This window comes from Paenibacillus tarimensis, assembly GCF_021532315.1.
GTDB lineage: Bacteria > Bacillota > Bacilli > Paenibacillales > Paenibacillaceae > Paenibacillus_I > Paenibacillus_I tarimensis.
The window spans coordinates 206,367-228,919 of the sequence record NZ_JAKGAO010000006.1; the positions used below are offsets into that span (position 1 = coordinate 206,367).

Below are 22,553 nucleotides of genomic sequence, written 5' to 3' on the forward strand. Positions count from 1 at the left end.
ATGGCGATTATAATCCATATTGATGTGATGCTGGCTAAGCGGAAAATGAGCGTGACCGAGCTGTCGGAGCGGGTCGGCATAACGATGGCCAATCTCTCCATACTGAAAAATGGTAAGGCCAAAGCGATACGCTTATCGACCTTGGAGGCAATATGCAAGGCTCTGGATTGTCAGCCTGGAGATATACTGGAATACCGGTGTGACGAAGACACGCAGGAATAAGCTCGAGCGCAGACTTATTACCGTTCGGGTTAGGCGGCCCGGACATGATAAGGGGATAGGATTGATGAGACCATTCATACAGCTCCTGCATTTCGGCTATCAACAGGCAATGAGCTGTATATTTCCTGTTGCGATCTTTGGGACATTAGCTCTCTCAAGCGTAATTGAGCTGCCCTTCATGTACCGTTATGATGCCATTCTGCTCATCCTGCTTGCGGTGCAGTACTATATGGTTCGAAGCGGGCTTGAGACGCTGGATGAACTGAAAGTGATCTGTGTATTTCATGTCATTGGTTTGCTGCTCGAAATCTATAAGGTAGGTATGGGATCGTGGTCGTATCCTGAGCCCGGACTTACGAAGCTGCTTGGGGTACCGCTGTACAGCGGATTTATGTATGCGAGTGTAGCGAGCTATATGTGTCAAGTCTGGCGCAGACTGAGGATGGATATGACCGGCTGGCCGGGGCTTGCTGCTGCTGGACTGCTCGGAGGAGCGATCTATCTGAACTTCTTCACCCACCACTTTATCACGGATTTCCGCTGGTGGCTGACGGCGCTTGTGCTTATTGTATTCTGGAAAACTTGGATCATCTATCGGGTCCGCTCCAGCACATACCGGATGCCGTTGACCCTCGCTTTTATCATCGTTGGTTTCTTCATCTGGCTCGCTGAGAATATCGCTACCTTCTTCAACGCCTGGAAGTACCCTGATCAGCACCAAGCCTGGCGGCTCGTCAGCTTCAGCAAGATTAGCTCTTGGTTCCTGCTGGTCATTATTAGTGTGATCATCGTTGCGCAGCTTAAGCATGTGAAAGCAGACCGGGTGAATAGAGATATATAGTCCACTTCATTAGATACATTCCTTTCATGATGATTGTTTTTCTATTTTTTTTGACTTTTGTGGAACATTTTCCTGGTTTTTATCGTCTAAGAGAAAGGAGCAACTACGGAAAGGAGAACTAATATATGAAGCAAAAAATTTCTTTTATTGTCCTTGCAGCCTGTTTATTCTTGTCAACCATTCATGCATCAGTCTCTGCGGCTGCCTCAGCACACGCTGATATCCAAGCCTTCGAACCAACCTCCCTGATCAAAGCCGATGGAACATTCTGGGTGTGGGAAAATAGAGCCGGAGGTGCACAAACTGGCCGTTTATCTGTTCCTACCCAAATACACGGCTTGACGGATGTGGCAGCATCCTTTCCGGATCATCTTGTCATGAAGGAAGATGGCACTGTTTGGTTATGGGAAAGGGACCCATCTACTTTAACCTTTCAGGTCTATCCCGTAGAAAAATTGAACAATCTTGCTGCCGTCCTTCCGGGTAATAAGGAGTCCTTGGCTCTAGACGTTCAAGGCAGGGTCTACATCATCCCCAGAGATTACGAACTTACCTACAGCGATCTGGAGAAGATCTTGATGATTCCTGGCGTAACCAACATTAAGGCTGTAACAAATTATTACGATGGGGATTATCAGCTGCGTTGGCTTCTATTGAAGGAGGACGGCACCGTCCTGCGGGATACAGGCTCCTTAGAGACATTCGAGCCGCTCACATCCATGGTTGATATTATTGATATTCAACATAATCTGGCGCTGAAGGAGGATGGGACAGTATGGTCATTACCTAGTGCTGCCAGCGGGTTACAAGAATCGAAAGGTCATGGGAATGCCTCAAAGCTTAACGGATTGTCTGATATTCGCTCCATTACCGGTGGAACATATTCCAGCCTTGCCATTGACAGCGAGTCCAGACTCTGGTTTTGGGGAGCAACCTACACGGGATACTCGGATGGCACAAGCCTTCATGAACACTCGAAACCCGTCCGACTGACCAGCATTAGGAATGTAAAGAAAGCTTATGTCATAGAGCGCTCCATCGTAGCGTTGACCCAGGAGGGCAAGGTTTACAGCGCCTCTATTAACCGGGAACAGATGCCTGCTGATCCTGAATTCACTCTCCTGGCGTCGGGTGTAAGCCAGATCAAGAAGGGCGACCGCCACATCATCATGCAAAAAATTGACGGCTCGTTATGGGGATGGGGAATGAACAAGGACGCGCAGCTGGGGCATGGGGATTTCCAAATTGAATATAAGACCCCCGTTCAGGTTCAGAGGCCTATCTCTGTCGTACTTAACGGTGAATCAGTCGCACTATCGAGCGGCGTCATCATCCGAAACAACCAGGCATTCATTCCGCTTCGTTCTGTATTCGAGAAGATGGGTGCTGGGATCAGCTTTAACACAGGTGCAGACGGGACGAGCAAATATGTAGTCATCAAACGAAACGATAAGGCTGCAGCGCCCGTTGAAATCACCATTGATTATAAATCGGGGAACGCTGTGCTGAATGGACAGACGATTAAGCTTCCGAACAAACCGTTTATCGTTGCAGGAATTGCCTATCTGCCGCTGCGTTTTGTCAGTGAGTCGCTCGGAGCCAATGTGTCCTGGGCACAACAGGAAGGCAGAATTACGATTACGACAGAGCAATGATCAAATAAGTGATTTTACAGGAAACCTGGGTGGGGAAGGCTGGCTCAATCACAAAGCATCCAGCATAGCATTAAACAGACATTGCACTAACTATTATCCCCTTACACAACGGCAGCCGACAGGAAAGAACGGCTGCCGTTGATGCGTTAACAGGCAGCTTAACGTAACTTTTAAATGAGTGGTGACACAGGGAATTGAGGGAATCAAACTGAGTCAGATACTTTGGGCCAGCAGAGTTAAAGCAGCGGATTCAGACTGCGATGCTGAGGCAGCTAGGGTATGCCGGAGGAGGCGGTCTTTTTACAATAGTATGCACAATAGATGGATATGGACAACTATTATAACCTAAAATTGACAGCATACTAAACGTTATCCACAATAAGAGGACACTAAAAGGTGTCCGGTTAAAGGGATGGTACAGGTGAAGGCAAAGGACAGCTGGACTAACTGATTCGGCGGGCTGAAGAAGGATGTAACCGTAATTCATATTATGAAAGGCGGGTTGGCATGAGCGCAAACCAAGAAGATATCGTTATCTCAGGCGCGCGGGAAAACAATCTTAAGAATGTATCCCTGCGCATTCCGAAGCGGAAAATCACGATTTTCACCGGGGTGTCGGGGTCAGGCAAGTCGTCCATCGTATTCGATACAATCGCCGCGGAATCCACGCGACTGCTGAATGAAAATTTTAGCATGTTTGTTCGCAATTTTTTGCCGCGTGTGCCGCAGCCGGATGCCGACGCTATCGACAATTTAAGCATGGCCGTAATTGTAGATCAGAAGCGGCTTGGGGGCGGTTCGCATTCTACTGTAGGGACGATTACTGATATCTCTCCCATTCTCCGTCTTCTGTTTTCTAGAGTTGGTCTTCCCTATGTAGGGCACGTAAATCTGTTTTCGTTTAACGATCCGCAAGGCATGTGTCCCGACTGCAGCGGAATCGGCCGCAAGCTCGGCGTTGATGTGAGCAAAGCGATTGACATGTCAAAGCCGTTGAATGAAGGGGCGCTCCTGCTGCCGGATTATGCGGTAAACAGCTGGGAATGGAACATGGTCGTGCAGGCGGGAGCCTTCGATCTTGACAAGAAGCTGAGCGATTATTCGGATGAAGAGCTGGAACGGCTGTTGTATGCCAAGGCCAGGAAAGTACAGATGGATTTTGCCGGTAAGGCGATGAATATCACCGTAGAAGGCGTTATTGAAAAGTTTACGAACAAGTACATTAAGCGGGATTTGAAAACGATGTCCGAACGCACGCAGCGGGCAGTAAGTCCGTACATCTTGGAGGGTCCCTGTTCGAGCTGCGGCGGCTCAAGACTCAGTCAAGCTGCGCTAAGCTGCAGGATCAAGGGCCTTAATATCGCGGACATGTCATCTATGGAGGTTGGTCAGCTCCTTCACGTCATCCGGGAGATTGACGACCCGAAGGCGGCGCCGATCGTTCAATCGCTGGCGGAGCGGCTGCAGCAGCTCGTGGAGATTGGACTCGACTACTTGACGCTGGACCGCGAGACAGATACGCTGTCGGGCGGCGAGTCGCAGCGCGTCAAGATGGTAAAGCATCTAAGCGGCAGTCTGGTGGATGTCACGTACATATTTGATGAGCCGAGCGTAGGCCTGCACCCCCGGGATGTGCACCGTTTAAACGGATTGCTTCAGAAGCTGCGCGACAAAGGCAACACGGTCATCGTCGTCGAGCATGATCCCGATGTAATCAAGGTAGCGGATCATATTGTAGATGTTGGGCCTTATGCTGGAAGCCGTGGCGGTACAATTGTGTATGAAGGCAGCTACCCAGGCTTGTTGGAGTCAGGTACGCTGACGGGCAGCCATATGAAGCGGCAGCTCGAGCTGAAGCAGAATTGCAGGCAGCCCTCCGGCACCCTGTCCGTGAGGGAGGCCACGCTGCATAACCTTCGGAACGTTAGTGTAGATATTCCGGCCGGCGTGCTGACCGTCGTCACCGGTGTTGCGGGCTCAGGCAAGAGTACACTGATTCATCAAGTTTTTCTCGGCCAGCATCCGGACGCGATTGTCATTGACCAATCGGCGGTAGGCGTGTCATCACGTTCTAACCCTGCGACTTACACAGGAATAATGGATGACGTGCGTAAGGCATTCGCTGCTGAGAACAAAGTCAAGCCCGGCTTATTCAGCTTTAACTCCAAGGGAGCTTGCGAGAACTGCCAAGGGCTGGGCGTGGTGTATACAGATCTTGCATTTCTCGAAAGCGTTAAGCTGCCATGCGAAATATGCGGTGGCAGACGGTTTAAGGAAGAGGTGCTCGCGTATAAGCTGAATGGCAAGTCAATTGCGGATGTCCTGGAGATGACCGTGGATCAGGCGCTGGATTTTTTTCAGTTCAAAGAGGTTGTACGTAAGCTTCAGGCATTGGCCGACGTTGGGCTGAACTACATCACACTCGGCCAACCGCTCAGTACGCTGTCCGGGGGAGAATGCCAGCGCATTAAGCTGGCAAGCGAGCTGCATAAGAAAGGAAGCATCTATGTGATGGACGAACCCACGACCGGCTTGCATATGTCGGATATCGGGCATCTGATGAAGATTATAAACCGGCTTGTGGATGCCGGTAATACCGTGATTGTTATTGAGCACAATCTCGAGGTCATCAGCCAAGCGGATTGGATTATCGATATGGGACCAGACGGAGGCAGCAAGGGCGGCCAGATCGTGTTCGAGGGTGAGCCTTCCCAGATCATCCATGAGGAGCAGTCGATTACGGGAAAATACTTAAGGTAAGAGAGAGTGTATGGCGGCTGGTACCATCAGCCGTTGACCGAAGAGACGATAATAGAGAATGGGAAGATATTGGTGCCTGTTCGCGATATGGCGGAAGTCATGGGAGGACGCGTCAATTGGGATAAAGAAACATACTCTGTGAACATTCAAACAGGGGTAAACCGGCATGAGCAAATGAACACCCCCTTAGAAGCCAGCGAGCAAAAGGAGAGAAAAAAATGCCATATATCAACCTGCAGGTAACCAAAGGTGCGACCCGTGAGCAGAAGGCACAGATAGTTAAGGAATTTACGGAGACACTTGTAGATATTCTCGGCAAAAAGCCTGAACATATCCATATCGTTATACAGGAGATTGAAGAAGAAAATTGGGGATTTGCAGGTATGCTAACCGATGACTATCGAAAGAGAGAAAATGGAGAGTTTGGTAACGGAGAATCTTAGCACAGGCCTCACCAGGAACCCCACGCCGCTGCTGCTGTTCCTCTGCTTGTAGCAGCGCGGGAGCTGCTATTATACACCGTACACCCGGGGGCTCCAAACAAGCAGGAGGGTAAGAGAATGAATGATATGCTTAAAATCAAGCGAGCTGTCAGCGAGTTAAGTCACGATAACCAGCAATCATTTTTGCGGCTTGTTCTAAAGCAGATTAAGCTGCTGAAGGAGCAGAGGGAAACGCCTAACGGAGCTATTTCCGAATTAATTGAGTTGTATGATCACCTTATGGAACTAAATGAGAAGAAGGCTATGTGGGATCCAACTTCAGACTGCACGCATGTGCATGTTGTTGTTGGGGATTCTTTTGCGGGGAGTATGAAGGTGGCACTTAAGCAACAGGGCTGGTCTGCTGCGCACAAGGTTATTACGATACGGGAAAACTACGCCATAGGGCCGCTTGGCAATCTGGATTCTCCGGAAGGGCGCAGGACGAGAAGCGAATGGTTCCAGGATAATATCACGGAGGCATTCGGTACTTACATTTCTAGTGAAGAGGAGTACCAAGGATTGCTGGACAAGCTGGAACAGATTCCAGATCAGGCAGAAGTAATTATCTGGACCAGCCGCAGTGTACGAGAGCAGATAGGGATGCGGCATGCAATGCATCTGCTCCGCGGCAAGCGCAGCCTCATTCGTATGTGTGATGCAACGGAAATCTGTGAGGAACTCTTCAACCGTCCGCACGCCTCCATCGAATATAGAAACTCGGGTGAGATATCGGCGGACGGGTTGCGTGAAGCTCTCGAGCGAGTGAATGCCGTCAGGCAGCTGTCCGCTGCTGATATTAAGCGGCTTGCAGAGGAATGGCTGGAAATTTCGGAACAAGGCGGAATACTGCGCATTTGGACGGACGGTACGGTTCAGGAAGTGCCTGCCGATTATTATGACTCCTATATACTTGATAAGCTGGATGACTTGAGACCTGCCTCCGATCACAGATTCTTGAAGGCTCCCCGATTAATTGGGGAGGCGATGGGGTATTGTGAGCAGGATATCGGGGATTCCTATTTTGAATACCGCCTGAGAGAGATGATTTATGAGGGGGTCCTGCAAATTAAAGGGGTGCCTGCAGGTATGAGATTTTACAGTGTGAGAAAGCAGCGCTTGGGGGAAGGCAGGTAATTATGACCGGCAAGCTGGTAGACTGCTTATTTTGATGCAGGGCTATTTAAGGAGGGGTACATTATATCAACATCAAGTTGGGCGAAGGCTGCCGCCTATGTGACTTCTAAGATTGCGGCTTCCGGGCTTGTATTCCTGGGTTTATTGGCTGTGCTCGGCGGGTTTGACGGATACAATATGTGGAAAATATCCAGAGAGCTGCCGCTGTGGGGGTTCATCTATGGATACGCTCTCTTATTCTCGGTCGCAGTGGATGCCCTGTTGTACAAACTCAAAAAAGGCCCGTCCAAGATGGCAGTCACTGTCCTGCTGTATATACTCGGCGGGTATGTTCCTTTGCTGTATTGGTTTCAGAGCCCATGGTATATGAGCCTGATCGCAGGTGCTTATGGTGTAGCTTGCGCGCTGGTGTATCTTGCTGCGGCTTATCTGTTTCGCAGGTGGTGGCCCTACAGTACAGCGGCTGCGATTCTGCTGCTGGCAGTAGCGATCTACGTATCAACATCTGATTTTACGGTAACGAAGCAGTGGGTAGAGACGAGAACGGCAGACAGCTATTATGCAGAATTCGATTATTTTAACGGAAAGAAGGAGATTCCTATCAGCCTTGATGCGGGCCAGACGCTGACCTATCAGGTGGATTGGCAGATCACGAATGGCGGCGGTTATGGAATGTATCTGGATGCCGAGGATGGCGCGATTGGAACATACATTCAGGAACCGGGGAGCGGGACAGAGCAGATTTCCTATCGGGTCGAGAGGCCCTCAACGGTGCAAATCGTTGTTACGGGCAACCGGGCACAGGGAGCTGTAACGGTAACGTGGCAAATAACCGGGCCTGGTGATGAATAACAATATGCCTAGTCTGCGTGTTAGCTTGAGCCGGGCGTTCAGATACAGCAGGTCAAGACGACAGTAGAGCGGCGATCCGGAACATTTCATGTCCCGGACCGCCGCTGTATTTGCCGTAAGTTACTCCGCCTTCTTGAAGACACGGAAGCCGTACGGCTCGATCTCCAGACCGAGAATTCCCTGCGGGGCTTGTGCTGTGCTGCCGTCCCAGGCATTGATCCAGACGCCTGTTCCGACTGGAAGATTGAGCGCAGCAGGCCGATTCGTATTATTCACCATAATGATAAACTCTTCCTGCTCGGTGTAGCGGCTATATGCCAGCACGCTGGAATTAGGCTCTGCCAGCAGTACGCGGAAGGAGCCGGTCCGCAGCGCTTCCGAGGATCTGCGCATACCGATCAGCGTACGGTAGAAGTCGAACAGCTCACGATCCTGCTTATCCGTATCCCATTCCATACACTTGCGGCAGCCCGGGTCCTGCTCGCCGGTCAACCCCACCTCATCCCCGTAATAGATGCACGGCACGCCCACGAAGGTAAGCTGCACGAGTGCGGCAAGCTTCATCAGAGGCTTGTTATCGCCGCACAGGGTCAAGAGTCTCGGTGTGTCATGGCTGTCGAGCAGGTTGAAGGCGGCTTCGGTCACGCGGGTTGGGAACTTGGCGATCAGCCGTCCCATCGCATCGGTCAGCCCTTTGGCATCCAGCTTCTGCTCCACGAAGAAGTCGAGCACAGCCGTCGTGAACGGATAGTTCATAACCGCGTCGAACTGGTCGCCCTGCAGCCACATCAGCGAATCATGCCATACCTCACCAAGGATATAAGCGTCCGAATTAACCTCTTTCACCGTGTCTCTGAATTTGCGCCAGAACCGGTGGTCCACCTCATTAGCCACATCCAGCCGCCAGCCGTCGATGCCGACCTCCTCCAGCCAGTAACGGGCTACCTTGAGCAGGTAGTCCTGCACCTCAGGGTTCTCCGTGTTAAACTTGGGCATATTCCGTTCGAAAGCGAAGGTCTCATAGGTTGGTATGCCGTCCTTGACATCAAGCGGCCATTCGCGCACATGGAACCAGTCCGCATATTCGGAGGCCTCGCCCTTCTCCAGGCAGTCAACGAATGCGGGGAAGGTGCGTCCTGCGTGGTTGAATACCGCGTCGAGCAGCACGCGGATGCCCCGCTCATGGCAGCGATCAACCAGCTCCTTCAGCTTCTCGTTGGTGCCGAAATGCGGATCGACCTTCAAATAATCGCGTGTGTCATACTTGTGATTGGTAGGCGCTTCGAAGACCGGGGTGAAATAGATCGCCGTAATGCCAAGCTCCTCCAGGTAGTCGAGATGATCGATAACGCCCTGCAGATCTCCTCCGAAGAAGTTATCCGTCCGGGGCTCGCCTCCCCACTCCTCTACATTCTCGGGGCTGATGGAGGGATCTCCATTCGCAAACCGCTCAGGGAATATCTGATAGAATATAGCATCCTTCACCCAAGCGGGCGGCGTAAATATGTCTGCCGGGTTCAGGTAAGGAAAGTCAAAAAACTGGTTCGGGTCCGCCGGCTCCTCAGGTTCGAAGCCCTGCTCGGTCATCCAGAGCTTCACTCGTCCGTCATCCAGAGCAAAAGCGTAGCGCAGCCTGCGGTATTCCGGCTTGGCAAATGCCTGCCAGTAGTCGAACAGGGAGTCAGAAGCAAGCTTGCGCATCGGTATATACCGCTTGGTCCGGCCCCAATCGTATTTGTCACCTGCATAAACCTCAACTGATTCCATATCGCTGCGCTTGGTGCGGATCCGCAGCTCAATGGTTTCCTTATCCAGTGCACTTGCCCAGTTAATCTTCGGGCGGTGTTCAATAGCTTCCAGCAGCATGTGAGAAACCCCTTCCAGCACACGCAAAAAACGGAACGCACAAGCCTCGATTCATTGACGAGGTTGTACCTTCCGGGTAGCAGTGCCTTTAAGTTGTAATGGCTTCATTATAGCAGGCAGCTGACTTGCAGACAACAGATAAAGCGATTACACATTTAAACTTAGAGTTTCTTCTTTGGTTTCCTGAACCACTTTATTATTGTGAGCAGGGCCCAGAGGGCTGCCAGAGCAACGATCGCGGTATCCAGCACATTCATCGGGGGCTTAAAGTCGACGAAGAGCAGAATGCCGGCAATAAGGCCTATCATTATAAGGACATCATTTCGTTCCACGCTATACACCACACTTTCATTGAGTTCTGTCTTTGCATTATTTAGCTAAAGGCCCGGGAAGCCCGATAACTGCTGCGGCTGCTGTTTCATTATACCTTTGGCGGGCGGGGGAGTAAATGCGGGGCCTCCGGCGTCGAAAGAGCTGGTTACCCGCCGATACAATGCCCTTGGCACGGCATAAGATAGTGTAAGACAAGAATAAGCTGCTGTAGGAAGGGGTGCATGCTGCATATGACAAGAGAAGAGTTCTTTGCCAGGCTGGCGCCGTTCGCAATTCGTGCAAGACGGGAGGGGTCGCCTATGTTTCCATCCGTCCGGCTCGCGCAGAACCTGCTGGAGACAGGCGGCGTCATCCATCCGTGGAATAATCTTGGCGGGATCAAGGTGGGAAGTGGACGCGTGACTCCGTATTGGCGGGGAGCAAGTGTAAACCGCAAAACCTGGGAGGTCTATGACGGCAGGAAGGTAAACATATCTGCGGACTTTCGTGCTTATGATACCTTATACGACTACTACAAAGACCAGGATATTCTGCTGCAGCTCCCGCGTTACGAGCGAGTCAGCACAGCGGACTCGCCGGAGGAGCAAGCAAGGATGCTGCAGGCTTCAGGTTATGCGACTGATCCCCAGTATGCCAGCAAGCTAATCAGTATTATCCATCAATACAACTTGAAGCGCTTCGACAATGAGGCGGCGGCCGAAGGGGAGGCATATCCTGTACAAGTAATGCTTCAGAACAAACAGGCCGCAACCGGATATCTGGTGGAAGGGCAAACCTGGGTGCCCGCTAGGCATCTTGGTAAGCTCCTCGGACTCCGCATCGGCTGGAACGGCAAGGAAGTAACGGTTAATGGAAAGCCGCGCACCACCCGGATTTTTGAAGGAAGGGGATATGTACCGGTGCGCGAGCTGGCGGAAGCGGCTGGAGCGGATGTCGCGTGGGAGCAGGAAACACGCACAGTACGGCTGAGCCGCTGATGCTTGCCGGCCAGATAACTAGGAGCAGAGCGGGAGGGGCCAGCGCGGTCCTTCCCTTTTTTTATCGGTGAGTTTTGGACGTATGAGTACGGACAGTGTGACGGACAACCCCTTAGGTATCGGAATACAGTAGTAGCAGGAGTATTCACCGGAGGGGGGCATCATCCTGATGAATTTGCAGAACATGCTGGGGGCCGCCGCAGCGGCTGCGGGATCGCTCATTACCTTTATGTTCGGAGGCTGGAGTGAGTCGTTGACTGTATTGATGCTGGCGATGGCGATTGACTATATAACGGGGGTTCTTGCAGCCATTAAGGAGGACAAGGGGTTAAGCAGCAGCGTTGGCTATTGGGGGCTGACACGAAAGGGTGTCGTATTGCTTGTCATTATGCTGGCACACCGGGTGGATATCCTGCTGGGTACCGGCAATGCGACGATGGGAGGGGCGATATATTTTTATCTGGCGAATGAGCTGATCTCGGTAACGGAAAATTACGGGCGTCTGGGACTGCCTCTGCCTGATCGGATCAAGCAATTAATAGAAGTGCTGAAGGGGAGGGAGGGTAACAACTAGCAGGCGTTCTAATGCCGGGATTAATATCCATTGCGAACATCTGTTCTTTTGGTTATAATAAGGGAACAGATGTTCTCTTATGTTCGTGATGGAGGGGTGCGTAATGGTTATGGGTGTTACCGGGGCAGCAGAGAGTGTGCCGGCCGGGCGGCCGCCGGTTCAGACGGAACAGGAGCTGGAGATTGTTAAGCGGTATGTCATAATGGGGATTGCCATGCGCATTCTGGATCATGATATCCGGATCGTGGGGAGAGCTCCGATGAAGCTGCCGCGCTTCTATGAATCGCTTCTCAGAGCACTTCAGGACCGGGTGCTGCTGGAGATGGCCGCCATGCGCAAGCAGTTCAGAGAGGTGGGCATCAAGATTTATGAGGAGCATCGGAGTCCCGAAAGATTGACCGCACGTTATGTGTGCAGAGGATACCATCATGAGTTTTCTCTTCAGTGGAATTTTGTCCGGGTTGAGGCGGAGCGTATCCTCAAGAGCTATACCCCTGAGACGGAAGGGTGAAGAATGTCAATGGATCAAAACTACTTAATAGATCCAGTGTGAAAAAGTTCATAGTTTTGTCATAAACTCAAAAAAACTTTTCCCGTCCCCGCAGTTTAAGGTTGAGTATATCGGACCATCTTAGGTAATATAAAGAGTAGACAATACGAGTAAAGGGGACACGGAGCAATGTACAAGTGGTTGATGTTCGTCGTATTCATTGCGGCTTCCGTCCTGGGGTTGTACCTGATTACGTTCAACCTTCCGGAGAAACCTGTAGATGAATCAGCTAGCCTGCCAGAGGGTATGGTACTTATGAAGATTCAGGCCTCCAATGATTTTGTATTCGATCAAGAGGTGTACACGGTTAAGCAGGGCGACACGGTCCGCATGAAGCTGGTAAACAAGAGCGGCATCCATGGTCTAGAGATTCCAGAGCTCGGCATTAAGCTGGAAGGTGACGAGCTGCAGAAGGACATCGTATTTGATAAGCCGGGCGAGTACAAGATTGCATGTTCCATTCCTTGCGGTACCGGGCATGCGACGATGATATCCACGCTGGTTGTAGAAGCTGCATAAGTTTTGCGTACAGAGGAGCCGCCAGGCTCCTTTTTGTTTAGGGAGGTTAGTTCGGAATAGATCTTATGCTCTGGAGCGTGAGCGGGATCTGCGCCTCTCCCGCAAGATGAGGCGATCTGTAATGTAGCCGATCAGTGCCCATGAGGCGATGGTCAGAGCATACATGAGCAGTACACTGACTTCATGGATATCTACGAACAGATCCACAGCCCAGGCCGGTACGCTGAGCATGAAGAAGATGAAGTTGTGCGGATCATAGCCTGTATAGTTGTACATGCATAGGGCCACCCCGAATAAGGTGGCGGCGATCGTGAATGGATAACGTCTGCGCATAATCTGCCTCCCGCTGCAGAAAGATTGCCCAAAGGCGCCTGTTTCGGTTATTATGTGACAAAAGGGGACCGGCCATTCGCGGCGCCTGACCCTTATTTTAATGGGGGAGTGGATCGGGATATGATTACACACATGGTGTTCTTTAAGCTGAAGGACCGCAGCCGGGAAAGTGCAGAGCGTACGGCCCAGGTTTTGCGGGACATGGAGGGCAAGATTGAGGAACTGAAGTACATTGAGGTTGGAATTGATATTATCCATTCCGAGCGTTCATACGATATCTCCCTGTTAACCAAATTCGAATCGCTTGATGCGCTGGGCGCTTACCAGGTGCATCCGGTTCACCAGAAGGTTGTTGAGCATATTAAAGAGGTAAGTGAATCCTCGGTGACCGTGGATTACGAAGGCTAAAGCAGGTCGTTCCGCGGGATAAGCAGTTAAGCCGAACAAGGAGCCGAGAACAGGATCATGAGAGACGTATATGAAATGATGACATACCTTCTCGTTGTTATTATCAGCTGTATTGTAATGGCGGTATGGCTGAAGCGGAAGGCTAAGAAGAAGAAATCGTAAAGGGCGGGGGCTAACGGTGTATTACGTCAACCGGGAACAAATCGCCGAGCGGCTGGCTGCCGTGCCGGCTGCAGCGGAAGGAATGAGCCAGCTCGCCGAAGCGTGGGATGGAACCCTGCTGCAGGGGCTGGCACAGGAGAGAGCGCTGCATATGGCCATCGAGATCGTGACTGACGTCGGGAGCTATCTAATTGACGGCTTTCTGATGCGGGATGCGAGCAGTTACGAGGACATTATTGATATAACGGGTGCTGAAGGTGTATTCCCGGCTGAGATACGGGAAAAGCTGCTGGAGCTTGTGAAGCTCCGCAAGCCGCTCGTTCAGGACTATTACAAGTGGAACCGCAGCGAGCTGCACCCGCTTACTCCGATTCTCCCGCATATCCTTACTGTGTTTAAAGATTCGGTGGAAGGATATTTAAGCCGGGAGCTGCTTTAGGCAGCGATAACTCCAGGAGGTGACCGTGATGGGAACAGCAGGTAAAGACGAGCAAATGACTGAATCCGGGAACCGGCATGATGGTACGACCCGCCAGATGGTGTTAAAGCTGCTAAAAACAAAAGGTCCAAGAAGCGCAGGAGAGCTCTCCAGGCATTTGGGGATAACTGAGATGGCTGTGAGGCGTCATCTCAGCGCATTGGAGTCAGACGGTTATATTGCGCCTTCGCTGGTGAAACAGCCGATGGGCAGACCGGCGTATGTTTACGGGTTGACGGAGGAAGCGGAGCAGCTGTTTCCACGAAATTACCATACGCTGGCACTCGATTTGCTAGAGGAACTGGAGGACGGCGGGGATACGATTGGCCGCCTGTTTGAAGCCAGGAAGCTGAAGCTGAAGCAGCGCTATGCCGGGGCCATGGAAGGCAAGTCGCTTCGTGAGCGGGTATCTGAGCTTGCCCGCATTCAGAATGCCGGCGGATACATGGTGGAGGTTGAGCCGGCTGAAGCCAATCCGGACACCGGATTTGTCATGAATGAATACAACTGTCCTATTGCCCAGGTAGCCGGGCGCTATCAGCAGGCCTGCAGCTGCGAGCTGGAGCTGTTTGAAGCGCTGCTGGAGGCGAAGGTGGAGCGTACGGAATGCCTTGCCAAAGGCGGCAGCAGGTGCAGCTATACGATAATTCCTACAGAGTAGTCCGATAAGCCGTAGTTTACGGCGGCGGCTGCTCTTTATTTTTTTGTATTTTGCACCCGAAGTACTTCCTTGAAAAAGTTGTGTCAGGTCAAGCCCATGATGACTATACTGTCAGTACGAATTGGGCATTCGTCCATGGGCTTACTGGAAGGAGGATTCTGGCGTATGGTGTTGATATGGTGTGCAGCAACGGCTACAGCGGCTTTTTTGGCACTGGCGGCAATTATGCTTGTCAGCCTGCTTCAGCTAAAGCGCAAGCTCGGCCGGATGGAAGAGGGGGCCGCTGAGCTGCAGAGAGAGACGCTTCTGCTGCTGAAGGAGCTTCGTCAAGCGAGCGGCAGCGCCGCCGAGACAGCCGCGTCGGTTAATCGTCAACTGGCAAGAGCCGACAAGCTGTTTGCAGCGGTTGAGGAGCTTGGAGATGCGGCTATGCATGCAGCGGCGGCAGCGAGCCGGATAACGGCAGCTATAGGCGAGAAGGCTTCCCGGCAAGTAGAGCAGGCTGTAAACAGTCGCCAGAAGCAGATTGGCGAAGCGCTGGAGCTGGCTGAACTGGGATGGGCTGCCTGGACATGGTGGCGTTCGAAAAATATCCCCACCGCCCGATCTCCGGAATGTCAAACCCATGACGTAGGGCACGATAAGATCTGAAGGGAGCGATTAAAATGATGAATCAGAACAATCCATTAAAAAACTTCCTGATTGGAACAGCAGCCGGCCTGGCTGTTGGTGCGGTAACTGCACTGCTGTTTGCCCCGAAAGCCGGCAAGGAGCTGCGCAGGGATATTGCGGATGGCACGCAGCAAGCCTATGATTCCACACGTAAGGTAGCCGGCCAAGTTACGGAATCAACTGCCAAAATCGCAAGGCAGGTAGGAAGCCAAACAGCATCTATCGCCGGCAAGGCGAAGGACACCATCGGCTCGGTTAATCCGTGGGGCAAATCGAAAGAGCAGACGGACAGCCCGCAGGGCGATAATATGTCGGTAGTTTCCTAATTCTTTATATCCTTGCACCCTTAAAGGGCCCCTCCTGATCTTCAGGTTGCGGGCCCTTTTACTGCGGCTGGCAAGCCATTCGCCTCTTCTTGAACCTTGTCTGAATTTACGCTAAGATGTAGGTACGTTTTTGCCCTAATTTTCATATGGTATGGTGACTGAACTTACGTATCTTAAAGACAAGGAAAGCGGTGTATATGTGCAACAGCCGATTGCTATACTAGATTCGGGCGTGGGCGGTTTAACAGTAGCCAAGGAAGTGATGAGACAGCTCCCGCGCGAGAAAATCATCTATTTCGGCGATACTGCGCGCACCCCGTACGGCCCAAGGCCGGCTCAAGAGGTCATTCGTTATACGCAGGAAATCGTAGATTATTTACTGAAATTTTCACCGAAAATGATTGTTATTGCCTGCAATACCGCGACTGCCTTTGCACTTGAGACGATCCGTTCACGCGTGTCCATTCCGGTGATCGGCGTTGTCCATCCGGGAGCCAGAGCTGCCATTAACCGGACACAGTCCGGCTATATCGGGGTGATTGGCACGGAAGGCACGGTGAACAGCGGCGCGTATGAACAGGCCTTGAAGCAGTTGTCCCCGCATGTTGATGTCGTGAGTGTTGCCTGTCCAAGATTCGTTCCGCTGGTAGAGAGAGGGAACTTCCGGTCAGAGGAGACCTATAATACAGTCAATGAATCATTGGCTGGCCTTAGGTCCACACGGATAGACACCTTAATTTTGGGCTGCACGCATTATCCGTTCTTGGCAGAGACCATCTCCGATGTTATGGGCGGTCAGATCGCCTTGATCAGCTCGGCAGAGGAGACAGCGCGTGATATCAGTACGATCCTACATGACAAGGGCAAGCTTGCCCGCGGCGATCTGCTGCCTGTGCACCAATTCTGCTGCAGCGGTGATCCGCAGATGTTCAAAATGATTGCTCAGCAATGGCTGAATGAGCAGATCGAATTAACACCGATTGTGTGGCAGGTCCCGCATATCGGCTGACTTAACTTGGCTTAATACGCAGGATTTGGGAAGCTGCCCGCCAGACATAGTCTGAGGCAGCTTTCCTGCCGTTATAGAGGACGGGCTCAGCCCTTGGCCAGGCGGGTTCGGATACATACTAGGTGCATGCCCCGCATAAACATGGTGGAAAATCCGACTTTTTGGGAGGCAACCGCCCATGTTCCGTTACATCGTACAGCCGGGTGATACGGTGCTGCGCATCGCCAAGATGTTTCACCTTCATGCGGACGCCATCTATACAGCCAACCCGCATATTTCCTCCGCAAACCATCTGTCCCCTGGGCTTGTCCTGTCGATTCCGACGCCTGAGCCCCAGCAGTACTGTATTCAGCAGGGGGATACCATGATGGGCATTGCCCGGATGTTTGGCGTACCGGTTAACCGGATTATGGCCGTTAATCCGTACCTCAACCCGCAGGCGCTGCTTCCTGGGCAGCTGGTAACGATTCCGCCGGGTATGAGCGGCAGAATTGTAGAAGCTAATGAAGAATACGGCCCCCGTCAGCTCGCACGTGATCTGGGCAGGCTTAAGTCTTTATATCCCTTCCTCGAGATTGGTGAATATGGCAGCAGTGTGCTTGGCCAGCCCCTGGTCTATATCAGGCTGGGCACGGGGACACGCCGCATTCATATCAATGCAGCATTTCACGCGAATGAATGGATTACTTCACTGGTGGCGATGACTTATATTGAAGACCTGGCCCGGGCGCTTTCGCTAGGAGAGACTTACCGGGGGGTTGAACCTGAAGCGCTGCTCCGCCGCTGCCAGCTGATTGTCGCGCCAATGGTGAATCCCGATGGTGTTGAGCTGGCTCAACAGGGCGCAACGCCGTCTCACCCCTATTATGAAAGCCTGCTAAAATGGAACCGCTACTCTCCCCGTTTCTTCCGCTGGAAAGCGAATATACGCGGAGTGGACTTGAATGACCAGTTCCCCGCTCATTGGGAAGAAGAGTGTGCGAGACGGGGGACAGACGGGCCGGGACCTCGCGATTATCCCGGAACTGCGCCGCTAAGCGAGCCGGAGGCCGCGGCAATCGCTGAGCTGGCACGCAGGGAACAATTCGATATCATCCTTGCGCTGCATACCCAGGGACAGGAAATTTACTGGAACTACCGGGATATGGAGCCGCCTGGCTCGGAACAGCTTGCCGCACGGCTTGGCTTGGTTAGCGGCTACCGTCCCGTCAAGCTGACAGGAAGCGATGCCGGTTACAAGGATTGGTTCATACAGGAGTTCGGGAAGCCCGGATTTACAATTGAGGCGGGTTATGGTGTCAATCCGCTCCCGTTATCGCAGTTTGCCGATATCTATGACGAAATGGCGCCTTTGCTGCTGGAAGTAATGACAGCGGAGTAAAGGCCAGGCGGTTCCGCATGCAGGGAGGCGGGCGCTTATGCTATAATGGCGCAAAGGAGGGATACGGATGGCACGTAAACGGTCACTGCTCTCTTTGCGCCATTGGAAGCATGTATTTGTGCGGATTTACCGGTTGGTCCGCTCGCCGCAGGTGAAGCTGGTGGACAAGCTGTTGTTTCTGCTGCCTGTTGCGTTATACTGGGTGCTGCCCGATGTGATGCCGTTTGTCCCTGTGGATGATATTGCTGTCACCATGTTCGCCGCGGAATGGTTTACCCGCCTCACCGAATCCAAATATCCGAATATCTGAAGCTGCTGTTGAACTTCGGGTGTCGATTCATTACAATGAAGAAGATTTACTTATCGATGACGCAGTGGTGTTCTCATATAGGGGCACTGACGAAGGAGCTGGAACATAAGTTATGAGATGCAAAATTTCACGCAATGCGGCCAAGGTGCTGCTTGAAGAATTGAACAAGCCTGAGAATGAGGGCAAGAAGCTGAGGGTGTACGTTACTCATTCGCACGGTGACCATGCGCACTACGGCATGACGCTTGATGACGCGAAGGAAGGCGACGAGGTCGTTTCCACGGATAAGGGAATTGATGTGCTGCTCGCTAAAGGTGAGGACATGCTTGACGGTGTTCGTATTGACTACTTTTACGTACCGAAGGAAGGCTTCGCGATTACGAATCCGACCAAAGGCAACCACGGAGACCACTGATCATAAGGTCGGCAGGCCGGCCGTGCCGGAATGAAGGGGAATTATGGCTAACGATATCCGAATTTGTGACAAATGCAAGCATATGCGTGTGAAAACGGCTCTGCCCAAGCTGCAGAAGCTGGCACCAGATGCCGAGATTAAGGTCGGCTGCAAGTCTTACTGCGGTCCCTGCGCCAAATATGCTTTTGTATTTATTAATGGCCGTTACTTAAAGGCGCCGACCGAGGACGAAGTTATTGAGAAAGCCAAGCAATTTATTAAGAAGCCTTAGCAGATCTGTCAGATAAGTGACAAGGGCTCTCTCCGCACCGGATATCAATCCGGCAGGAGAGAGCCCTTGTTCGTTGTTAGAGCCCTATGGCCTACTACGCAACCGCTTAAGCAGGTTGCCCTCCACCACATTCATGGAATGTGTGATTTCTGCAGCTGCGGCCTTGCGTCCTTCTGCGCACTCTTCATGAGGCAGCGGATCACCGCTGTCTGCACGGAAGCAGCCTTGAATGGAGCTGCTGCCTGCCGGCAGATAGAAGATTCGGCCGTCTGTGAATGCCCCGCTGCGGAAGACGGTTATCCTGCTGTCCGCCGGCTGATCCGTCGTAATCGGACGGCCCGCCATGGCCAAGCTGCTGCTGTCGATGCCGAGCAGATGGAGGATGGAGGGTGCAATATCAACCTGACCGCCCACTTCGGTGCTTACTGTTCCGGCCTTGGCTCCGTCGGGCAGATGAATGACAAGGGGGACCTGCTTCAGCGTCTGATAGCGGTCAACCTCGTTCAGCTTGTGCCCGATTATCTTCTCGAATTTGGACCAGTCCCGGATTGAGTTGTCGTGGTCGCCATAGAAGATAAAGATGGACTTATCCCACAGCCCTTTCTCCTTAAGCGAACCGATGAAATGGCCCAGTGCCGAATCAAGATAATGGATGGCTTGCAAATAGTCTCCGAAGAGCGTGTTCTTGTAGACTCCAACGTCCAGCTTCTCATAGCCGGCAGGCAGCTTGTACGGGTGATGGCTCGAGAGTGTGATCAGGAACGAATAAAATGGCTGCTGCTGCTCAGCGATCCAACCAGCGGATTGCCGGAAGAAGGAACGGTCGCCAAGCGACCACCCGAGCGGCTCATCCATCTCATAATGTTTCTTGCTGTAGAACCTGTCATAGCCCATATTCCGGTATACCGTGTTGCGGTTCCAAAAACCGGCATCATAAGCGTGATAAACAGTCGTGCCATATCCGGCATTTCGGAGTGTATGCGGCAGACAGTCAAAGGTGTGGTCGGCATGCCGAAAAAATACCGAGCCGCTCTGCAGCGGATGCTGCGAGCATTGAGCGGCAAAGTCGGCGTCTGAAGTGCGTCCCTGGGAAACCTGATGATAAAAACGGTTGAAATACCAGCTTTCCTTCAGCAGCCGGTTAAGATTAGGTGTAATTTCACTGCCTTGGATAGAGCGGTTAATGACAAAGCTTTGCAAGGCTTCTCCCTGAACCAAGATGAGATTGCGGCCTCTATAAGCGCCGAACAGCTTATCCTGTTGGGCAGCCTTGCGCAGCAGACCGCGTTCTTCAAACCAGCTGGAGGATGCGGAAACTTCTTCGTCTGTTAGCTTTTTGCCGCCAAGCCATTGCTGCGTAATGAAGCGGTACGTGTCATAACCGTGGAAACCGTAGAGACCTGTGACATTATATAAGGACAGGTTCCACCAGTTGCCGGTAAACAATCCTTGAGCCCATGTGTTCTTGGCCTTGGTGACCGGTACATTGACGAATGTTATCCCTGCGGAAAGCAGCAGTATTCCGGCGGCATAACGGAGAGGCCGGAGGTTGCGGGTTAAGCCTTTAGGCTGCAATCCCCGGCCTTCCGCTGAGCGACCGCTCGCGAATACAGCGTACAGGGCTAACGGGATAAGGATGAGCCAATCTGCAGCGAACAGCAGATCGCGGAAATCCAGCAGGGCACCTATGCTTTCACCTAGCGAGCCAAGCTGCCCGGCCTGCAGCAGCACCGGTACCGAGATAAGATCCTGGAAGTAACGGAAATATATGAGGTCGGCGTACAGCACGATCGTAAGCAGGATATTGAGTGCTGCCAGCATCGCCAGCCGAGCCCTGACTGGCAGCCATACGGTCCAGAAGCTGAGCAGCGCCAGAGTGCCTGCTGCTACAAGGGCATCGGTGGGTGTCATCATCATATTCCGTACATGAACCATGCGGTCGAACAGGTAGAGCTTAGCGAGCATAAGAAGATAAAAAAGAAGCACGTCCAGCGCATAAGCCCGTTCCATGAGACGGAACAGGAAGCGGATACCCTGGCGTGCGGGAGAAATCAGCATCGTCAGCATAAGCGGCGGTCCCTTCCTGGTTTACAATATCACAACAACCCGGTTCGGTTATCATGCACCACGGGCTGCTGTTTTATAAACGTGAAGAGAACCTGCCCGCCCGGGAGTCTAAGGGGACTCGTCCTGCTTCGGAAGAGGGGGCAGCGGACCCAGATACTGATACAGGTTACACTCGATCCGACCGTTAAAGAGCTTGCGTTTTTTGTCGGCCGGCTTTCCGTAATAATGCTCAAAGGAACGGGCGGGACTTAGGGCGAACACGGACCAGGTGGACAGCACGGAGGCTGTAAAACCGAGAGAGCGGACGGTCTTCTCTGCTTCACGGTCATCTCCAAGCCGTTCACCATACGGAGGATTGGTCACGATGCAGCCATAGTCGCTGTCGAGCTTAACCTTCGACACGGGCAGAGTGTGGAACTTGAGCTCTTTGGCGAAGCCGGCTTTCTTGGCAGAGGCTTCCGCGACCTCGATCGCTTTGGGATCAATATCCGATCCGCCGATCTCAAGCGGGATATCATCCTTTACCAGATCGTAAGCTTCTTCGCGTGCCTGCTCCCATGCCTGTTCGCCAATGATCGGCCACAGCTCGCTGTTGAAGGTTCTCCGCAGCCCGGGGGCAATGTTCCAGCCAATCATGGCGGCTTCTACAGGGAAGGTGCCCGATCCGCAGAACGGATCATACAGCGGCCTGTGCGGGCGCCAGCGGCTGATCATAATGATGGCTGCCGCCATGGTCTCCTTGAGCGGCGCTTCTGTAACAAGCTTCCGGTAGCCGCGTTTATGCAGGCCTGGACCCGTCGTATCCAGTGTGAGTGTAGCCCGGTCCTTGAGCAATGACACCTCAATCACATAACGGGCACCGTCTTCCGGAAACCATTCTGTATTATAGCGCTGCTTCATCTTCTCCACGACGGCTTTCTTGACGATGCCCTGACAGGCGGGGACACTGGACAGCTGGGACTTATGCGAACGTCCCTCTACAGGGAATTCGGCGTCCCCGGGAATCCAGTCGGGCCAGTCCAGTGCCTTGGTTCCCTCAAACAATTCATCAAAGGTAAGGGCATCAAATTCTCCCATCTTGACCAGAACCCGGTCTGCGGTCCGCAGCCACAGATTGGCGCGGCTGATGTCGGCCGGGGTACCGCGAAAGGTCACGCGTCCGTTGTCTACGGTAACATGCTCATACCCGAGATCGCGAAGCTCCCGGGCAACTATGGCTTCAAGCCCCATCGGTGATGTGGCGATCAGTTCAATTGTCTTCATTCCTATATCGCACCGCTTCCCAGTCGAAT

27 protein-coding genes are annotated in these 22,553 nt (G+C 52.4%); 22 read left to right on the forward strand and 5 right to left on the reverse strand.

The window, feature by feature from the left end; translation table 11 throughout:
• The 8 genes from L1N82_RS06085 (at nt 1) to L1N82_RS06115 (ending at nt 7,949) form a co-directional block, all read left to right on the forward strand.
• A complete protein-coding gene (locus L1N82_RS06085) occupies nt 1-222 on the forward strand; it encodes a helix-turn-helix domain-containing protein (protein ID WP_235286482.1) in 222 nt (73 codons plus the stop codon).
• Nucleotides 223-286: 64 nt separating this feature from the next.
• Complete coding sequence (locus tag L1N82_RS06090) at nt 287-1,063, forward strand: DUF817 domain-containing protein (protein WP_235286483.1); 777 nt, start codon at nt 287-289, stop codon at nt 1,061-1,063.
• Nucleotides 1,064-1,188: 125 nt separating this feature from the next.
• Nucleotides 1,189-2,718, forward strand: coding sequence for a stalk domain-containing protein (locus tag L1N82_RS06095; RefSeq protein WP_235286484.1), 1,530 nt, complete (start codon nt 1,189-1,191; stop codon nt 2,716-2,718).
• A 507-nt stretch (nt 2,719-3,225) separates the two neighbouring features.
• Nucleotides 3,226-5,478 (forward strand): ATP-binding cassette domain-containing protein, encoded by a 2,253-nt coding sequence (locus L1N82_RS06100; RefSeq protein ID WP_235286485.1) that lies wholly within the window; start codon nt 3,226-3,228, stop codon nt 5,476-5,478.
• Nucleotides 5,479-5,484: 6 nt separating this feature from the next.
• Complete coding sequence (locus L1N82_RS23535; protein WP_407946704.1) at nt 5,485-5,721, forward strand: stalk domain-containing protein; 237 nt, start codon at nt 5,485-5,487, stop codon at nt 5,719-5,721.
• Nucleotides 5,697-5,921, forward strand: coding sequence for a tautomerase family protein (locus L1N82_RS06105; protein ID WP_235286486.1), 225 nt, complete (start codon nt 5,697-5,699; stop codon nt 5,919-5,921). The genes L1N82_RS23535 and L1N82_RS06105 overlap by 25 nt, the downstream gene beginning before the upstream one ends.
• A 117-nt stretch (nt 5,922-6,038) precedes the next feature.
• Nucleotides 6,039-7,097: a DUF1835 domain-containing protein gene (locus L1N82_RS06110; protein ID WP_235286487.1), complete on the forward strand. Its 1,059-nt coding sequence runs from the start codon at nt 6,039-6,041 to the stop codon at nt 7,095-7,097.
• Nucleotides 7,098-7,196: 99 nt separating this feature from the next.
• Complete coding sequence (locus L1N82_RS06115) at nt 7,197-7,949, forward strand: hypothetical protein (protein ID WP_235286488.1); 753 nt, start codon at nt 7,197-7,199, stop codon at nt 7,947-7,949.
• Between the two features lie 120 nt (nt 7,950-8,069).
• Here L1N82_RS06115 and L1N82_RS06120 read toward each other — a convergent pair whose 3' ends face one another.
• Nucleotides 8,070-9,815 (reverse strand): alpha-glycosidase, encoded by a 1,746-nt coding sequence (locus L1N82_RS06120; protein ID WP_235286489.1) that lies wholly within the window; start codon nt 9,813-9,815, stop codon nt 8,070-8,072.
• 161 nt (nt 9,816-9,976) lie between these two features.
• Nucleotides 9,977-10,147 (reverse strand): hypothetical protein, encoded by a 171-nt coding sequence (locus tag L1N82_RS06125; RefSeq protein ID WP_235286490.1) that lies wholly within the window; start codon nt 10,145-10,147, stop codon nt 9,977-9,979.
• 222 nt (nt 10,148-10,369) lie between these two features.
• On the opposite strand from L1N82_RS06125, the gene L1N82_RS06130 reads away from it, so the two are divergent.
• The 4 genes from L1N82_RS06130 (at nt 10,370) to L1N82_RS06145 (ending at nt 12,768) form a co-directional block, all read left to right on the forward strand.
• Nucleotides 10,370-11,125, forward strand: coding sequence for a glucosaminidase domain-containing protein (locus L1N82_RS06130; protein WP_235286491.1), 756 nt, complete (start codon nt 10,370-10,372; stop codon nt 11,123-11,125).
• Between the two features lie 169 nt (nt 11,126-11,294).
• Nucleotides 11,295-11,699 carry a phage holin family protein gene (locus L1N82_RS06135; RefSeq protein WP_235286492.1) on the forward strand — a complete coding sequence of 135 codons (405 nt, stop codon included), beginning with the start codon at nt 11,295-11,297 and terminating at the stop codon, nt 11,697-11,699.
• A gap of 103 nt (nt 11,700-11,802) precedes the next feature.
• A complete protein-coding gene (locus L1N82_RS06140; protein WP_235286493.1) occupies nt 11,803-12,210 on the forward strand; it encodes a hypothetical protein in 408 nt (135 codons plus the stop codon).
• Between the two features lie 168 nt (nt 12,211-12,378).
• On the forward strand, nt 12,379-12,768 hold the full coding sequence (locus L1N82_RS06145; protein WP_235286494.1) for a cupredoxin domain-containing protein: 390 nt from the start codon (nt 12,379-12,381) through the stop codon (nt 12,766-12,768).
• 63 nt (nt 12,769-12,831) lie between these two features.
• Here L1N82_RS06145 and L1N82_RS06150 read toward each other — a convergent pair whose 3' ends face one another.
• Nucleotides 12,832-13,101, reverse strand: a complete 270-nt coding sequence (locus L1N82_RS06150; RefSeq protein WP_235286495.1) for a hypothetical protein — start codon at nt 13,099-13,101, stop codon at nt 12,832-12,834.
• Between the two features lie 120 nt (nt 13,102-13,221).
• Here L1N82_RS06150 and L1N82_RS06155 point away from each other — a divergent pair, with 120 nt between their 5' ends.
• The 10 genes from L1N82_RS06155 (at nt 13,222) to L1N82_RS06200 (ending at nt 19,194) form a co-directional block, all read left to right on the forward strand.
• Complete coding sequence (locus L1N82_RS06155) at nt 13,222-13,509, forward strand: Dabb family protein (protein ID WP_235286496.1); 288 nt, start codon at nt 13,222-13,224, stop codon at nt 13,507-13,509.
• A 178-nt stretch (nt 13,510-13,687) separates the two neighbouring features.
• Entirely contained in the window at nt 13,688-14,110 is a 423-nt protein-coding gene (locus L1N82_RS06160) for a DUF86 domain-containing protein (RefSeq protein ID WP_235286497.1), read from the forward strand.
• 28 nt (nt 14,111-14,138) lie between these two features.
• Nucleotides 14,139-14,810: a helix-turn-helix transcriptional regulator gene (locus L1N82_RS06165; protein WP_235286498.1), complete on the forward strand. Its 672-nt coding sequence runs from the start codon at nt 14,139-14,141 to the stop codon at nt 14,808-14,810.
• Nucleotides 14,811-14,975: 165 nt separating this feature from the next.
• Nucleotides 14,976-15,461 carry a DUF948 domain-containing protein gene (locus L1N82_RS06170; RefSeq protein ID WP_235286499.1) on the forward strand — a complete coding sequence of 162 codons (486 nt, stop codon included), beginning with the start codon at nt 14,976-14,978 and terminating at the stop codon, nt 15,459-15,461.
• Between the two features lie 14 nt (nt 15,462-15,475).
• Nucleotides 15,476-15,808 carry a YtxH domain-containing protein gene (locus L1N82_RS06175; protein WP_235286500.1) on the forward strand — a complete coding sequence of 111 codons (333 nt, stop codon included), beginning with the start codon at nt 15,476-15,478 and terminating at the stop codon, nt 15,806-15,808.
• Between the two features lie 199 nt (nt 15,809-16,007).
• A complete protein-coding gene (gene racE / locus L1N82_RS06180; protein ID WP_328284446.1) occupies nt 16,008-16,817 on the forward strand; it encodes a glutamate racemase in 810 nt (269 codons plus the stop codon).
• 178 nt (nt 16,818-16,995) lie between these two features.
• Nucleotides 16,996-18,198 carry a M14 family metallopeptidase gene (locus L1N82_RS06185; protein WP_235286502.1) on the forward strand — a complete coding sequence of 401 codons (1,203 nt, stop codon included), beginning with the start codon at nt 16,996-16,998 and terminating at the stop codon, nt 18,196-18,198.
• 67 nt (nt 18,199-18,265) lie between these two features.
• Complete coding sequence (locus tag L1N82_RS06190; protein ID WP_235286503.1) at nt 18,266-18,508, forward strand: hypothetical protein; 243 nt, start codon at nt 18,266-18,268, stop codon at nt 18,506-18,508.
• A gap of 112 nt (nt 18,509-18,620) precedes the next feature.
• The gene (locus tag L1N82_RS06195; protein WP_235286504.1) at nt 18,621-18,923 is read left to right on the forward strand and encodes an iron-sulfur cluster assembly accessory protein; all 303 of its coding nucleotides are present in this window, start codon (nt 18,621-18,623) and stop codon (nt 18,921-18,923) included.
• A gap of 43 nt (nt 18,924-18,966) precedes the next feature.
• Complete coding sequence (locus L1N82_RS06200) at nt 18,967-19,194, forward strand: DUF1450 domain-containing protein (protein ID WP_111146670.1); 228 nt, start codon at nt 18,967-18,969, stop codon at nt 19,192-19,194.
• A gap of 84 nt (nt 19,195-19,278) precedes the next feature.
• Here L1N82_RS06200 and L1N82_RS06205 read toward each other — a convergent pair whose 3' ends face one another.
• Nucleotides 19,279-21,261, reverse strand: a complete 1,983-nt coding sequence (locus L1N82_RS06205; RefSeq protein WP_235286505.1) for an LTA synthase family protein — start codon at nt 21,259-21,261, stop codon at nt 19,279-19,281.
• A gap of 108 nt (nt 21,262-21,369) precedes the next feature.
• Nucleotides 21,370-22,524, reverse strand: a complete 1,155-nt coding sequence (locus L1N82_RS06210; protein ID WP_235286506.1) for a THUMP domain-containing class I SAM-dependent RNA methyltransferase — start codon at nt 22,522-22,524, stop codon at nt 21,370-21,372.
• Nucleotides 22,525-22,553 lie beyond the last annotated feature (29 nt).

What these genes read in the sequence shown, in the direction of transcription:
- L1N82_RS06200 (WP_111146670.1), top strand. Translation starts at nt 18,967, where the DNA reads ATGGCTAACGATATCCGAATTTGTGACAAATGCAAGCATATGCGTGTG.
- L1N82_RS06090 (WP_235286483.1), top strand. Translation starts at nt 287, where the DNA reads ATGAGACCATTCATACAGCTCCTGCATTTCGGCTATCAACAGGCAATG.
- L1N82_RS06210 (WP_235286506.1), bottom strand. Translation starts at nt 22,524, where the DNA reads ATGAAGACAATTGAACTGATCGCCACATCACCGATGGGGCTTGAAGCC.
- L1N82_RS06095 (WP_235286484.1), top strand. Translation starts at nt 1,189, where the DNA reads ATGAAGCAAAAAATTTCTTTTATTGTCCTTGCAGCCTGTTTATTCTTG.
- L1N82_RS06190 (WP_235286503.1), top strand. Translation starts at nt 18,266, where the DNA reads ATGGCACGTAAACGGTCACTGCTCTCTTTGCGCCATTGGAAGCATGTA.
- L1N82_RS06140 (WP_235286493.1), top strand. Translation starts at nt 11,803, where the DNA reads ATGGTTATGGGTGTTACCGGGGCAGCAGAGAGTGTGCCGGCCGGGCGG.
- L1N82_RS06105 (WP_235286486.1), top strand. Translation starts at nt 5,697, where the DNA reads ATGCCATATATCAACCTGCAGGTAACCAAAGGTGCGACCCGTGAGCAG.
- L1N82_RS06185 (WP_235286502.1), top strand. Translation starts at nt 16,996, where the DNA reads ATGTTCCGTTACATCGTACAGCCGGGTGATACGGTGCTGCGCATCGCC.
- L1N82_RS06120 (WP_235286489.1), bottom strand. Translation starts at nt 9,815, where the DNA reads ATGCTGCTGGAAGCTATTGAACACCGCCCGAAGATTAACTGGGCAAGT.
- L1N82_RS06145 (WP_235286494.1), top strand. Translation starts at nt 12,379, where the DNA reads ATGTACAAGTGGTTGATGTTCGTCGTATTCATTGCGGCTTCCGTCCTG.
- L1N82_RS06150 (WP_235286495.1), bottom strand. Translation starts at nt 13,101, where the DNA reads ATGCGCAGACGTTATCCATTCACGATCGCCGCCACCTTATTCGGGGTG.
- L1N82_RS06205 (WP_235286505.1), bottom strand. Translation starts at nt 21,261, where the DNA reads ATGCTGACGATGCTGATTTCTCCCGCACGCCAGGGTATCCGCTTCCTG.
- L1N82_RS06130 (WP_235286491.1), top strand. Translation starts at nt 10,370, where the DNA reads ATGCTGCATATGACAAGAGAAGAGTTCTTTGCCAGGCTGGCGCCGTTC.
- L1N82_RS06085 (WP_235286482.1), top strand. Translation starts at nt 1, where the DNA reads ATGGCGATTATAATCCATATTGATGTGATGCTGGCTAAGCGGAAAATG.
- L1N82_RS06135 (WP_235286492.1), top strand. Translation starts at nt 11,295, where the DNA reads ATGAATTTGCAGAACATGCTGGGGGCCGCCGCAGCGGCTGCGGGATCG.
- L1N82_RS06165 (WP_235286498.1), top strand. Translation starts at nt 14,139, where the DNA reads ATGGGAACAGCAGGTAAAGACGAGCAAATGACTGAATCCGGGAACCGG.
- L1N82_RS06155 (WP_235286496.1), top strand. Translation starts at nt 13,222, where the DNA reads ATGATTACACACATGGTGTTCTTTAAGCTGAAGGACCGCAGCCGGGAA.
- L1N82_RS06170 (WP_235286499.1), top strand. Translation starts at nt 14,976, where the DNA reads ATGGTGTTGATATGGTGTGCAGCAACGGCTACAGCGGCTTTTTTGGCA.
- L1N82_RS06195 (WP_235286504.1), top strand. Translation starts at nt 18,621, where the DNA reads ATGAGATGCAAAATTTCACGCAATGCGGCCAAGGTGCTGCTTGAAGAA.
- L1N82_RS06110 (WP_235286487.1), top strand. Translation starts at nt 6,039, where the DNA reads ATGAATGATATGCTTAAAATCAAGCGAGCTGTCAGCGAGTTAAGTCAC.
- L1N82_RS06100 (WP_235286485.1), top strand. Translation starts at nt 3,226, where the DNA reads ATGAGCGCAAACCAAGAAGATATCGTTATCTCAGGCGCGCGGGAAAAC.
- L1N82_RS06175 (WP_235286500.1), top strand. Translation starts at nt 15,476, where the DNA reads ATGATGAATCAGAACAATCCATTAAAAAACTTCCTGATTGGAACAGCA.